This is a genomic window from Mesorhizobium sp. M7A.F.Ca.US.005.03.1.1 (assembly GCF_003997975.1).
Taxonomy (GTDB): Bacteria; Pseudomonadota; Alphaproteobacteria; order Rhizobiales; family Rhizobiaceae; genus Mesorhizobium; species Mesorhizobium ciceri.
Genome location: NZ_RZRO01000139.1, coordinates 1 through 11,741, shown reverse-complemented (window position 1 = coordinate 11,741; position 11,741 = coordinate 1). Strand labels below are relative to the sequence as shown.

Sequence of the window (11,741 nt, the reverse complement as noted above, 5' to 3'; positions counted from 1 at the left end):
GTCTCAGCCACCTTGCCGACGAACCCTTCCAACGGTTCGAGCGGCATCATGATGCCGACCGGCGCGATACGCATCGCCGCACCATTGGTGTCGCCGCTGCGCCCCGCTTCCTCAGCCGGCACACCATTGTTGATGGCGTCGATGGCGCGTTTGGTCGATGGCCCCAAAAGGTCATAGCTGCCACGCGCCTTAACCTCGCGTTCCCAGTCGAGCAGCGCATTGACCCAGCGCGCATGGTCGAAACGGTCGCCGGATTCGACCAGGATGCGGCCGAGCAGCAACGCCTGCTCGGTATCGTCGGTGATGGTGCCAGCGGCCAGTCCCTTCGACACCGGATGATCCGGGAAAGGCTCGATGAAATCCTCGACATGGCCGTAAAGTTCGGCAATGCGAACCGGCGACAAAAGCTGCGTCGGCATGCCGAGCGCATCGCCCAGCGCTCCGCCGACAAGCGCCCCCATGGCGCGGTCAATAGCCTTGCTGGTTGCATCCGACATCGCTCAGAACCTCATATGCAGCGCAAAATGCGCCGGATTGAGCAGGCTGGTGACGTACTCGATCGGCCGGTCGTCGGCGGCGCGCGTCAGCCGGCGGCCACGCAGGAAAGGCGTGCCTTGCGGGCAGCCGAGGATGGCCGCATCCTCGGCATTGAGCATCTCGATCTCGACCCATTCCTCGCCATGGTCGGGAATGAGGCCGGCGACGCGCAGCGTCTGGTGCAGCGAGCCCTCGCGCAATCCGCGCAACGGTACGTCCTCGAGCTCGGAGGACAATGGCAACCGGCTGCGCTCGATGGAGATCGCATGGCCGTCGCTGGCGTTGGTGCGCACCCGGTCGACGGCGATGAAGAACGGGCTTTCGATGCCAAGCAGCGCAGCCAGATCGGGGTCTTCGATGACCTCCAGCCGCAGCGTCCGCGTCTCGGCATTGGCGCCGGCATCGGCCAGCGCGCGCGACCAGCCGATCGAGTCGTCGACCGGCTTGCCGTCGAAGGTGACGAACGAGCCGATACCAACCTTGGTCGTGATCAGCCCGCGGCTGGACAGTTCCTCGAGGCCTTTGCGGACCGTATTGCGGCTAACGGAGAAGCGCTGGACGAGTTCGTTCTCGCTTTGAAGGCGGTCGCCGAAACCGAGGACGCCGGAACGGATCTCATGTTCGAGGACGGTGGCGATCTGCTCGGGCTTGCCCGTGCCGGGAGACAGTTGAACCGCGCGCCGCTTCATAAGGGTACCTGTTCAATGAACCTGTATAATCCTGTTCAATACCGAGGCCCGGATGCTATGTCAACAGATGCCGAAGACTGACCAACAGGCAGCGAAATGTGCGGGATAACCGTGCAGGGCGTGCCGAGAGGCAGGTCAATAGCCCTGAAAAGCCGGTCGGCGATCGCCAAAAAGAGGCTACATCAAGGGGATGGAGCCAGATCCTGATTCAATTTCACCAGGGGCAGGCTACGGGATCGACACCTCACGCGGTTCGACGAGGATGTCCGCCTCGATAGCGGCGTTGATGAACGCCGCTCTTGCCGCCGAGACTTCTTTCTTTCCCTCGAGCACGGCCAGACAGGCCTTGCGGGCAACCATATGCTTTTGCCCGGTCGCAACCGGCCAGCGGTTCAGCAGGATGTCGGCAGCCTGAGCGACCCGCTCCACGTTGAAGATCGAGTTTCGCGATCGGCCGAGCGCAATCCTGACCGGCTCATCGAAACGCTGATCTTGCACGATGCCACTCCCCAAAGTCGGCATTCATCGATTCGCGGCCTTCAACCCCGAGCAATGTGATAGGTTCTGCGCCAAAGGTGCAAGATGTCCGATTCCAGTGGCCAGAAAAATCCCAGGCTGATCGTCGTGGTCGCGTTCGATCGCGGTGAGGATGGCGAGTTGTTCCCAGCCTTTGGACCCGCCGACCAGCAGAGCGAGGATCGCGCCATACGCACCGCCAGGGCTCTGACGGCAAAGCATTCCGGCGTCATCGCCTGGAGCCGTGAGGCCGATCCGACGCTGGGCGAATATGGTCCGCCGAACACGCTCTTCGTCAGCGGTGACGTGCCTGACATGGAGTAGTCGACTGGCGCCAGTATCTGAACGCCTCGCCCATAGGGTTTGATGCGAGCCGGTTTTCCCTCGCCAGCAAGCAAAAGCCCGCTACGGTGAACCGGAGCGGGCCTTGGAGGAGGACAAGGGGTGGGACCCTCCCCTCTTGTTTCCACGGGGGGGGGTGTGGACCGCAATGACCATACGAAAGTTTTGCAGAGTGCAGGATCACAAGCCGGCTTGCCTGCATCACAATCCGGTGCACGCCGACATTGGGGCGCTCACGAGATTGCGATCAGTTGGCGATAACTCGGCTAGATGCGCCCGAGTACGACAAGCACGATGACAATGAGCAGCACGAGCCCAAGGCCGCCGCCGCCATAGGAGCCGGCGCCGTAGGATTGAACGTCGCAGCTGCGATGTTCAAAAGACGAGCGCTCCAAAGGCCTACCGTTCCGCGATTGTGGCGGGCATCGCGCGGAAGAAGTCACGCCAGCAACAGAACAGCCATCCAGGTGATGGCAACCAGAATTTAATTCCGGCACGCCTGTGGACCGCAGAAAGCCCACCAGTGTGGCGGGCTTTCCGATCGGCCGGAGATGGCGAGAAGCCGATTGCAGAAGCAATTACGCGAGGTAGTGAGTTTCAGCTTCACAGAGAGAATACTGAAATTGAAGTGTGGTATATATATCTCAAAATTTCTGAAATAATAAAGTTGTAATATTAGTTTGCACAAACAATGCGCAGGTCTATTGACGATCAACGTTGCCAGTGTGGTTGCTGCGCGCCGGGGCGCTTGTCAAACGACGCCGTAGAACAGCCTGTAGTGGACGCGCTTCATATAGTCCCGATACTCCGGCGTGACGGCCAGCAGCGCCTCTTCACGCAGGATGCGGTGCACCTGGAAGAAGGTGATCACCGCGTAGACAGCTAGATTGTAGAAGGAAAAGGCCGATAGCAGGAACAGGACATGGCCGGCAAGATAGCCGGCATAGATCGGATGCCGTACCAGGCGGTAGGCACCGCCTGTCATCACGCCGCGATTGCCCGGCAGAATGGCGAAAGAACGCCCCAGCGATATCTTTCCCCAGATCACGAACCCCAACGCCAGGGCCTGCAGCGGCGCCGCAACATGGACCGGGATGATGGCCACGCCCGGCTCCAGGTCGATGAAACCGACACCGAAGCTGGCGATCACGGAGACAACCACCGTGAGCGGGTTCCAGTCGCGAACCTTCGGCCGACGCGACAGAAGCAGCCAGGTAAAGGTCAGGATCTCGGAAATCGCCACCAGCGCCACATTGATGCGCGTCGGGTCGAGCATCAGGTGATACACGCCGCGGTAGACGAACATGCCCGCGAAGGCCAGCGCGCAGATCCGAAAGAAACCTTCGCGCAAATCCACCAGGATCTCACGCTTTCGGGCTGCGGACAGAATCGTGCCGTCACTCACGTGCGAAAGCGCCTCGCTTTTTGATATCAGCAATGCAAACACCCCAATGATCCCTCAGGGCGACCTTTGCACGCAACCATTGCCGGGCAGTTAATCAACAAGATCAGATCGGTCTTAAACTGGCTGTCGGGGAGCCAGGGCGCCACTTCCAGACGACCTGCTCCACGCGGTCGCCCAGAAAGACTGACGACCCATGTCATTTGGTTTTGCCAGACTAGCTCAGATAGTCGTTGCGGAAATAGCTCCCGAAATCCGGGCGTCGAGCAACCAGCTTGCCGTCGGAATCGCGCAAAATGCCGGAGGCGAAGAGATAGTCGCCAATCGCTTCCATCTTGGCCGGATCCATCGCCCCGATGGCCCCGCTTTGGCTGCGTAGATAATGGCCGTCGATCAATGCCTTCAGCGAGGCGTGGATCAGCGCCGGATTGGTCAAGGCATCCTTGTTTGCAGCGATCAGCAGGGTTGCCGCATCGTCGGGGTGGTCGACAGCGAACTGGTAGCCGCGTCGCGTCGCCTGAACGAAGTCGGCCGCAGGCTTGGGATTGGCCTGGAGATAGGCTTCGCTCGAAGAGATCAGCGTCGTGTGCTCGTCAGGCACGCCATAATCGGCATAGACGAAGCTGCGCTGTTTGACGCCCCTGAGTTCGGCTTCGACACCCTCCCAGGTCGAGACTTCGAGCGTGAAATCGACCGACCCATTGGCCAGCGCCTCATAGGCTGAGGTGCCGAGCGTCACCGTCTCGAAATTGCCCTTGCCGCCGTCGTGGCGGATGATGGTCGATATCAGCGCGTTTTCCCAGGCACTGCCGAAGCCGCCATAGATCAAGCCGTCGAGGCTTCTTGGGCTTTTGATCTCGTTGCGTGCCGCATTGAAGACCACGCGGCCTGTTTCGGATTGCACCACCGCATAGACGCCCTTCAGATCCGCCCCGGCGGTTCTCTGGGTGAACAGGCTGATGGTGCCGTTGATGCCGAAATCGGCGACGCGGTTTGCGACCAGCGTGCCCGCACCGGTATCGCTGTAGGGCAGGATGTCGACCTCGAGCCCGGCTTCGCGATAAAACCCTTTGTCGCGGGCGACGAACAGTCCGATGTGGTTGGTATTGACCGTCCAGTCGAGGGCGACGGTGACCTTTTGTGCCGCCGATTGTGCTCGAGCCCGACCCGTCCCGGCAATCAAGGGAAGGCCGGTGGCAAGGGTCAGCAACAAGGCCTGCCGACGCGTCAAGTCAGTCATGATCGTGTCCTTTGGATGGATTGGGGTTGAGGATGATGTCGAGGATTTCGGCCTCGAGCGCGCTTGCCTGGCGCGCGGCATCGCCGCCAAGGCTGCGCGGGCGCGGCAACGGCACCCTGATTTCACGCACGATGCGGGCCGGGCGCGCCGACAGCACATAGATGCGGTCGGACAGGAACACGGCTTCGCGCACGTCATGGGTGATCAAGAGCGCCGTCCAGCGATGATGCCGCCACATCTGTTCGAGCCAGCGCTGCATGGCGGTGCGGGTCAGCGCATCGAGCGCGCCGAACGGCTCGTCGAGCAGGAGCATGTCGCGCTCCTGCACCACGGTGCGCAGCAAGGCCGCGCGCTGGCGCATGCCGCCGGACAGCTGCGCGGGAAAATGCCGCTCGAAGCCGGCAAGCCCGAATTCGGCAAACAACGGCGCAACGCGCGCCCGCGCCGCCTGTCTCCTCATACCTTGCACTTCGAGCCCGAGCGTCGTGTTGTCGAGGATGCGCCGCCATGGCATCAGCGCGTCGCGCTGCGGCATGAAGGCGAAGTGCCTTCCGTGGTCGTCGAGCCGCGCGCCGTCGAACAACATCTCGCCCTCGCCATGCTCGGCGCCGGTCAGAAGCTGGAACAGCGTCGACTTGCCGGCACCCGAGGGTCCAAGGATCGAGACGAACTCACCAGCGCCGACGCTGAGCGAAATATCGGCCAGCACGTCGAGCCCACCGAACGCCTTGTGCACATGCCGCAGTTCGAGCCGGCTCATCGCCAGGCCCCCTTCCCGGCAGTTTCCCTGCCGGCTCGCTCCCAGGGCATGGCAAGACGCTGCAGCAACACGGTCAACCCGAACAGGACAAGGGTCAGCGCCGCGCTGACACCGACGGCGGCAAGAACCAGATCAGGACGGAAATTGTTCTTGGCATTGAGCATGTAGATGCCCAGTCCCTTTGCGGCACCGGCATACTCGGCGAAGATGGCGCCGACCACCGCATAGGTGATGGAGATCCTCAACCCGGCAAAGAAGTAAGGCAGCGCCGAAGGCAGTCGCGCGAGCAGGAAGATGCGCCAGCGCCCTGCCCCCATGGCGCGCAGCATTTGCCCGATCTCGGCCTCGGTCGCCTCATAGCCTTCGACCAATGCGACCAGCATCGGAAAGAAGGTGACCAGCGCCACCAGCATGATCTTGGGCGCCAGCCCGAAGCCGAACCACAGCACCACCAGCGGCGCGACCGCCACCAGCGGCAAGGTCTGGCTGACGATGAAGACGGGAAACAACGCACGCCGCAGCGGCTGGAAGAAGTCGACCAGCATCGACAGCACGAAGGCGGCGCTGAGCGAACAGGCAAAGCCAAGAAGCGTGGCACGGATGGTCGGAACGGCATTGTCGGCCAGCGCCTCGCGATTGAGCATCGCTTGCTCGAAGACGCGTGACGGCGCCGGCAGTATCGTGGCCCTGATGCCGGAATAGGCGGCATAAAGCTCCCACGCCATCAGGAGCAAACCGGCCGAGATCATGGCCGGCATTGCCTTGACGAGAAAGCTCGCGATCGGGCGCGAAGCGACTGATGATGAGACCACGGGAGATAACCTTTGACGGCCGCGAGAGCGGCGCGGCTTCAGACGGCCGACGGGCTGTTGGCCGAGACCGTGACGTCGAGGGTTACGTGGCCAGCGCCCGGTCCGAAACGGCAGAAAGCCTCGTCCAGCGCCGAAAAGATCGCACCGGCGTCACCGCGCAGTTTCGTGCAGAAATGCTTGGAGCGCTCATAGACGCCGGACTGCTTGAGAAAGTCTATGCAGCCGTAGATCTCGTCCATGTGGTCGTCTGTGCCCATCACATAGAGCGAGAACTGCGCCGCCGCCGGCTGGCCGGTGGCAGCAGCATTGCGCACCGCCGCGACGGCCGCATCTTTACGCGGGCCGAGTGGCCCGACGGGCCTGCCAAACGCATCGGAGCGGCAGATCGGATCATCCGGCTCGCCCGGGCAGCCGCGCGAGATGGTGGCCGACAACACGCAATGTTTGCCGCTGCGTGCCGCCGCCACGAAGAGGTCGCGCATGGCAGGAAACAGCACTTCGGGCGGCCCGACCAGCAAGGTCGAGATGTCGTCGGTCTCGATCCTGAGTTTGTCGCGCCAGGGATCGAGCGCACCGAGCGCGCCAAGGATGACACCGACGAAATCGTCGGTCATGGGATATAGGGAAATCTGTGCGCCTGAAAACATCGCCCGCCTCGCTCCGCTGGTATTACCCAGATCAGCTTCTAGGGTCTGTGGGCTTGCCGCCCCCGTCTCAGCCCCGACCGTACGGAGCACCCCTGTGGATGTGCGCCTTAAAGCATCATTCGAGTTGAAGGAAAAGCCGTTTTTTTATCGCACTGCGCCAAAAGCATTGCGCCAGGGCGGGAGCGGTTGGCTCTGCCGGCGCGAGAATTTATCGGGAACCTTCACCAGGCCGCGAGGTTGTCCCACCAGTCGCTACGCGACGAGTTCACAGACAATGGAGACAAACCATGTTCATGAAAATCCTCGCAGCTTCGGCGCTCACCATTGGCCTGGCGACATCGGCCATGGCGCAGAGCAATGGCACAAGCGGCACCGACGGATCCGGCGGCAGCGGCAAGTCGGTCACCGTCGACCCAAATACGCCGGCTTCGCCGAACACGGTAGACCCCGGCACGACCAACAGTACGACGGTAGCACCGGGCGCCACGAATTCAAACGCGGATGAAAATTGCCCTGCCCATCCGCAGGGCGCACAGCCCGATGCCAGTGGTACGTCGCCGGGCACCACCGCGCCGACAGTTAACGACAACCATTGCGGCAAGTAGGAATTGCAATGAAAAGAAGCCGCGGAGCGAGCGCTCCGCGGCTTCTCAAATCCTGTCGTATCAGTGTATCTACGGCACCGCTTTTTCCCGAACCGGCAGCTTCCACCCCGGCCTGACGAAGTGGCAGGTGTATCCGTTGGGATATTTCTCCAGATAGTCCTGATGCTCGGGCTCGGCTTCCCAGAAGGGGCCAACGGGTGCGACTTCGGTGACGACCTTGCCCGGCCACAGGCCCGAGGCATCGACATCGGCGATCGTGTCCTCGGCGATGCGCTTCTGTTCGTCGCTGGTGTAGTAGATAGCCGAGCGATAGCTCATCCCGACATCGTTGCCCTGACGGTTGCGGGTCGTCGGATCGTGGATCTGGAAGAAGCGTTCCAGCAGCGTGCGATAGCTTATGATGGCCGGATCGAAATTGATCTCGATGGCTTCGGCATGGCTGCCGTGGTCGCGGTAGGTGGCGTTGGGCACGTCGCCGCCGCTGTAGCCAACACGGGTGGAAATGACGCCGGGATAGCGCCGTATCAAATCCTGCATACCCCAGAAGCAGCCACCGGCAAGGACTGCGCGTTCGGTCGAAGTCGCCATATCACGTCTCCTCAAAGGCAAGTTTGTCTGGACATAGATGGGCATTGTCACCTGCTTCGTCCAGCGGACCGGCGGATCTGCTTCAGTTGCTCGGTCGGGCGAGGCCGTCGATAGCACCCGGCAACTGCCGCGCGCCAGGCGGAATGGCGGCGAAGCTGATCGCCACCGGCGGCGCCTTGAGCGACCAGTCGAAAAGAACGGTTTTGACCGGGATGTCGCCCACCCACGCCTGCAGATAAGATGGCACATCGCGCCCGGGCCAGACCAGCAATATGCCATGCTCGCGCAGCCGCTCCTTGGTGATCCAGGGGGCGTACTGCATGTTCAGTTCGGTGAAGATCGACGGCTTGTCATAGGCATTGAGGCCCGCCAGCGGCGCAATAAGGGCATGGCCGCCGACGATGTCGAGCCGATCGGGCGTCGCAGCGTGCCAGACAGCCTCTGCCTCATCCGAGATCTTTTGCGCCGGCCAGCAGACGGCGTCCATGCGCCCACGCAGATTGCATTTCGTCCAGCGGATGCCCGCATAGGCACCGGATATGCCGACAATGGAGATGAGCGCGCAGATCGCCAGCTTTCGCATCTCGATGGCGCCGAGGCGATGGCCCAGCAAGGCGAGCGCCACAACGCCAGCAAGATTGTACATCGGCGCGCCCCAGGCCTCGCCGGCGCCGGTGAACAGGGACGCCACCATGACGAGGATCGCCGGGCCAACCCCCATCCACAAGAGATAGACCAGCGTGCCGCGCCCGACGGGCTTTTGCGGCGCGGGCGAGCGCCGCAGCAGCCCTGATATCGCCAGCACCAGAAGAAAGCCGCCGAGCCCGGCCATCTGGACGCCGATATAATAAAAGCGGGAGCGATGGGCCACCACCCACTGATCGCGCCAGGCGGCATAGGTCAGCGGCAGGAAATCGACGCGGCAGAGTTCGGCGGCCAGTGGAGCGGCGACAGCGCCGAAAACCGCGAGCCCGAGCCATGGCCAGGGCGTGGCGAGCCGACTGCGTGCGCGTGTGTCCGACAGCAGCCAGATCGCCCCGAAAAGCAATAATAGGCCGGTGGAAAGCTTGGCATAGAGCCCGACGCTCGACACCAGCCCGAGCGCCAGCCACCAGCCCGGCCCACCACCACGGCCCGCACGCCACAACAGCCAGCAGATAGCGGCCCAGAAGGGCATCTGCGCGTAGTCATGATTGAACTGTGGGGTCGGCCAGCCGAAGAAATAGAGCGACGGCATCAGAAGCACGGCGGCCAGCGCGCGGGTTCGCCCGAGCATGTCGCGGGCCAGCAGATAGACTAGCACGAAAGTGGCCGAGATCGTTAGCTGAGCCACGAGATATTGCGGCCAGCGGAACGATCCGGTCAGAAGATGGCTGATCTCGAGCAGCCAGCCGGGAAGCTGTGGATGCTTGTAGGTCAACAGCACCCATTCGCGGCCCCACATGAAGCCTTCGACGACATCGTTGGGCGGTGACACGTCGACAAGCGCGGGCGCCACGGTCCAGCACAGGATCTGTGTCAGGCATAAAAGCGCTAGGCCGGCTTCTGGATAGCGCGTCAGCCCCTGCCAGATCGACGACTGCCGCCAGTCGCCTGGAACAGAACTGCCGACCGGCAGCCAACCGTTCATGGGTTCGTCGATTCGCGTCATGCGGTGGATAAATCACACCGGACGGTTTTTGGAACAGCCCAGAACTCGAAGCTTACGAAAATGTATACTTGGGTGACCATGGCAAAACCAAGATTGAGGCAGAGTTTCGCGCCACCATGCCGCCTCTCTCATCATCACATGCCAGCAGGACAACAATGGAACACGCCGTCCCGGAGCGCCCTGAACATGCCGGGCACGGCGCATCGGGCGTGATCGCGGCAGGCGTCGCCTACGCCTGACCGGTTCCCGTCCCCAAAAAAGCATCCAGGATTTGATAAATGCGCCACCACCATGCCATCATCCACTACCGTGCGCTCGATTTCTGGATGGCCCGTGCGGCCGTTCTCGTGATCATCTGCCTGCAGCTTCTGGTCATCAACAATCTCTCATTCGGGCCGCGCTGGCTAGCGCCCGCACTGGAGGCCGCTCTGCTGCTGCCCTTGTCGGTGGCCACCGCCTGGACACAGGCCGCCACCCGCAAGGCGGTCGAGGACCACGAGTGGCATGCGATCGGCCAGTTTCGGGTCATGATCCGCAGAACAGCCCTGACCATGACCGCCATCATCAGCATCATGAACTGCGGTTCGCTGGTCCTGCTGGTGCGTGCCTTGCTGGAGGGCCATGGCGGCAACAGCGGCACGACGCTGCTGATCGACGCACTCAACATCTGGGTCACCAACGTCATCGTCTTTGCCTTGTGGTTCTGGAGCACCGACCGCGGCGGCCCGCCGACCTGCGGCCTCGTCAAGCTTGCGCAGGCCGATTTCCTGTTCGCGCAGATGACGTTGAACGACCGTGACCTCCGAGATTGGCTGCCCGGTTTCGTCGATTATTTCTTCCTCGCCTTCACCAATGCGACAGCGTTTTCGCCCACCGATACCTTGCCCCTTTCCCAGCGCGCCAAGCTGCTGATGATGGCCGAGGCCATGATCTCGCTGCTGACCATCGCGCTGGTCGCGGCACGCGCGGTCAACATCCTCGCTTGATCGGCCCGACACGCGAAATAGCCCGCCCGGCGCACCGGAACGGGCTATTTTGGGTTGCCTTCGACAGTTGAAATGCAGCGCCGGACTAGTGGCGCTTGCCCAGCCTATAGCTGTTGCCGCCCAGCAGGTTCACGCCGAGCCCGCTCAGAACGCCACCGACGATGCCGGTCTTGTTGCCGTTTAGAATGCCTGAGACGACATTGCCGCTCAGGATGTTGTTGCCGCTGAGCACGTCGTTCAGCGCGGTGATCTTGCCAAGGTCGATGGACGGCGAAACATTGATCAGGCGGCTCGAATTGCCTCCCCAGCCGCCCGAACCTCCGCACCCACAACCTGCCTCGGCGGCTCCAACGGACGATGCAACTGCAACAGCGGCGAAAATAACAGTGAACTTGTTCATGAAAGCTACTCCCGTTTGATGATGGAGATGGCTTCCGTCTTCTGTGGTCTACCTCTTGCTTAACAATATATGAACACTTCATCCGCTCAAGTCTTTATCCAGTTTCGGTGCTTCAATCAAAAATTAACAATAATCATTATGCATAACCGACATGATTAACTTGCTTATCACAACGGACGATGACGAGACCGGTCAACTCGAATGCCGCTCAGCAATGGCCGATCGGAAATGCAAAAAGCCCGCCCCGGCGTGAGCCGAAGCGGGCAGCGGTCGGTCCTGGAAATGAGAGCCACGCCGCGCCAGGTCCACCTGTCTCGGTAATTCCGTCAGGCAGCAGCCAACAGACGACGCGGTGCCAACAGCTACTCCTCCACCCCCGGTTTGAATCTCCGCACCACAAACTCGAACAGCACGTCCGAAATCCACATCGCACAGACGCCGATCAGGAAGGCGGCCGCCAGCGTGGTGGTGTCGTCGGCGGGATCGGGCATCGGCAGGCCGGCGATCCTGGCGGAGGAAACCGCCGGCAGCGTCAGATAAGCTGCCGCAAGCGCACCGCAGATCGG

At 62.0% G+C, this 11,741-nt stretch carries 15 protein-coding genes, 1 pseudogene and 1 riboswitch; of the genes and pseudogenes, 3 read left to right on the top strand and 13 right to left on the bottom strand.

Annotated elements, in window-relative coordinates:
* From EN990_RS32735 to EN990_RS32725, 3 genes are all read right to left on the bottom strand, one after another.
* Positions 1-497: ADP-ribosylglycohydrolase family protein (locus EN990_RS32735; protein ID WP_206526367.1), on the bottom strand; the 497-nt coding region annotated here is incomplete at its 3' end.
* Positions 498-500: 3 nt separating this feature from the next.
* Positions 501-1,226 carry a GntR family transcriptional regulator gene (locus tag EN990_RS32730; RefSeq protein WP_013530802.1) on the bottom strand — a complete coding sequence of 242 codons (726 nt, stop codon included), beginning with the start codon at positions 1,224-1,226 and terminating at the stop codon, positions 501-503.
* A gap of 228 nt (positions 1,227-1,454) precedes the next feature.
* Positions 1,455-1,724, bottom strand: coding sequence for a DUF982 domain-containing protein (locus tag EN990_RS32725; RefSeq protein ID WP_013530801.1), 270 nt, complete (start codon positions 1,722-1,724; stop codon positions 1,455-1,457).
* Between the two features lie 84 nt (positions 1,725-1,808).
* Between EN990_RS32725 and EN990_RS32720 the strand changes: the two genes are divergently transcribed.
* Positions 1,809-2,066 carry a hypothetical protein gene (locus EN990_RS32720; RefSeq protein ID WP_013530800.1) on the top strand — a complete coding sequence of 86 codons (258 nt, stop codon included), beginning with the start codon at positions 1,809-1,811 and terminating at the stop codon, positions 2,064-2,066.
* A 284-nt stretch (positions 2,067-2,350) separates the two neighbouring features.
* Here the strand turns inward: EN990_RS32720 and EN990_RS32715 are convergent, their stop codons facing one another.
* The 6 genes from EN990_RS32715 to EN990_RS32690 form a co-directional block, all read right to left on the bottom strand.
* Positions 2,351-2,527, bottom strand: a complete 177-nt coding sequence (locus EN990_RS32715; protein WP_245460999.1) for a DUF3309 family protein — start codon at positions 2,525-2,527, stop codon at positions 2,351-2,353.
* Positions 2,528-2,835: 308 nt separating this feature from the next.
* Complete coding sequence (locus EN990_RS32710) at positions 2,836-3,489, bottom strand: isoprenylcysteine carboxylmethyltransferase family protein (protein WP_245465016.1); 654 nt, start codon at positions 3,487-3,489, stop codon at positions 2,836-2,838.
* A 214-nt stretch (positions 3,490-3,703) separates the two neighbouring features.
* Entirely contained in the window at positions 3,704-4,726 is a 1,023-nt protein-coding gene (locus EN990_RS32705) for an ABC transporter substrate-binding protein (protein WP_127369256.1), read from the bottom strand.
* A complete protein-coding gene (locus EN990_RS32700; RefSeq protein ID WP_063168554.1) occupies positions 4,719-5,486 on the bottom strand; it encodes an ABC transporter ATP-binding protein in 768 nt (255 codons plus the stop codon). The genes EN990_RS32705 and EN990_RS32700 overlap by 8 nt, the downstream gene beginning before the upstream one ends.
* Positions 5,483-6,244 (bottom strand): ABC transporter permease, encoded by a 762-nt coding sequence (locus tag EN990_RS32695; RefSeq protein WP_245465018.1) that lies wholly within the window; start codon positions 6,242-6,244, stop codon positions 5,483-5,485. The genes EN990_RS32700 and EN990_RS32695 overlap by 4 nt, the downstream gene beginning before the upstream one ends.
* 92 nt (positions 6,245-6,336) lie before the next feature.
* A complete protein-coding gene (locus tag EN990_RS32690) occupies positions 6,337-6,945 on the bottom strand; it encodes a YkoF family thiamine/hydroxymethylpyrimidine-binding protein (protein ID WP_127369708.1) in 609 nt (202 codons plus the stop codon).
* Positions 6,936-7,049: riboswitch (TPP riboswitch) on the bottom strand. (Overlaps the previous gene by 10 nt.)
* Before the next feature lie 183 nt (positions 7,050-7,232).
* On the opposite strand from EN990_RS32690, the gene EN990_RS32685 reads away from it, so the two are divergent.
* A complete protein-coding gene (locus EN990_RS32685) occupies positions 7,233-7,550 on the top strand; it encodes a hypothetical protein (protein WP_013530794.1) in 318 nt (105 codons plus the stop codon).
* A gap of 69 nt (positions 7,551-7,619) precedes the next feature.
* Here EN990_RS32685 and msrA read toward each other — a convergent pair whose 3' ends face one another.
* A complete protein-coding gene (gene msrA / locus EN990_RS32680; protein ID WP_064993901.1) occupies positions 7,620-8,138 on the bottom strand; it encodes a peptide-methionine (S)-S-oxide reductase MsrA in 519 nt (172 codons plus the stop codon).
* Positions 8,139-8,220: 82 nt separating this feature from the next.
* On the bottom strand, positions 8,221-9,768 hold the full coding sequence (locus EN990_RS32675; protein ID WP_127369709.1) for a glycosyltransferase family 39 protein: 1,548 nt from the start codon (positions 9,766-9,768) through the stop codon (positions 8,221-8,223).
* Between the two features lie 299 nt (positions 9,769-10,067).
* On the opposite strand from EN990_RS32675, the gene EN990_RS32670 reads away from it, so the two are divergent.
* Positions 10,068-10,775, top strand: a complete 708-nt coding sequence (locus EN990_RS32670; RefSeq protein ID WP_127369710.1) for a hypothetical protein — start codon at positions 10,068-10,070, stop codon at positions 10,773-10,775.
* A gap of 85 nt (positions 10,776-10,860) precedes the next feature.
* Here the strand turns inward: EN990_RS32670 and EN990_RS32665 are convergent, their stop codons facing one another.
* Together EN990_RS32665 and EN990_RS32660 are read right to left on the bottom strand one after the other, a co-directional pair.
* A complete protein-coding gene (locus EN990_RS32665) occupies positions 10,861-11,175 on the bottom strand; it encodes a hypothetical protein (protein ID WP_127384743.1) in 315 nt (104 codons plus the stop codon).
* Between the two features lie 362 nt (positions 11,176-11,537).
* Positions 11,538-11,741 (bottom strand): annotated as a pseudogene (locus EN990_RS32660) (hypothetical protein); the annotation flags it as partial.

What these genes read in the sequence shown, in the direction of transcription:
- EN990_RS32690 (WP_127369708.1), bottom strand. Translation starts at nt 6,945, where the DNA reads ATGTTTTCAGGCGCACAGATTTCCCTATATCCCATGACCGACGATTTC.
- EN990_RS32685 (WP_013530794.1), top strand. Translation starts at nt 7,233, where the DNA reads ATGTTCATGAAAATCCTCGCAGCTTCGGCGCTCACCATTGGCCTGGCG.
- EN990_RS32730 (WP_013530802.1), bottom strand. Translation starts at nt 1,226, where the DNA reads ATGAAGCGGCGCGCGGTTCAACTGTCTCCCGGCACGGGCAAGCCCGAG.
- EN990_RS32705 (WP_127369256.1), bottom strand. Translation starts at nt 4,726, where the DNA reads ATGACTGACTTGACGCGTCGGCAGGCCTTGTTGCTGACCCTTGCCACC.
- EN990_RS32695 (WP_245465018.1), bottom strand. Translation starts at nt 6,244, where the DNA reads ATGCCGGCCATGATCTCGGCCGGTTTGCTCCTGATGGCGTGGGAGCTT.
- EN990_RS32720 (WP_013530800.1), top strand. Translation starts at nt 1,809, where the DNA reads ATGTCCGATTCCAGTGGCCAGAAAAATCCCAGGCTGATCGTCGTGGTC.
- EN990_RS32700 (WP_063168554.1), bottom strand. Translation starts at nt 5,486, where the DNA reads ATGAGCCGGCTCGAACTGCGGCATGTGCACAAGGCGTTCGGTGGGCTC.
- EN990_RS32665 (WP_127384743.1), bottom strand. Translation starts at nt 11,175, where the DNA reads ATGAACAAGTTCACTGTTATTTTCGCCGCTGTTGCAGTTGCATCGTCC.
- EN990_RS32670 (WP_127369710.1), top strand. Translation starts at nt 10,068, where the DNA reads ATGCGCCACCACCATGCCATCATCCACTACCGTGCGCTCGATTTCTGG.
- msrA (WP_064993901.1), bottom strand. Translation starts at nt 8,138, where the DNA reads ATGGCGACTTCGACCGAACGCGCAGTCCTTGCCGGTGGCTGCTTCTGG.
- EN990_RS32675 (WP_127369709.1), bottom strand. Translation starts at nt 9,768, where the DNA reads ATGAACGGTTGGCTGCCGGTCGGCAGTTCTGTTCCAGGCGACTGGCGG.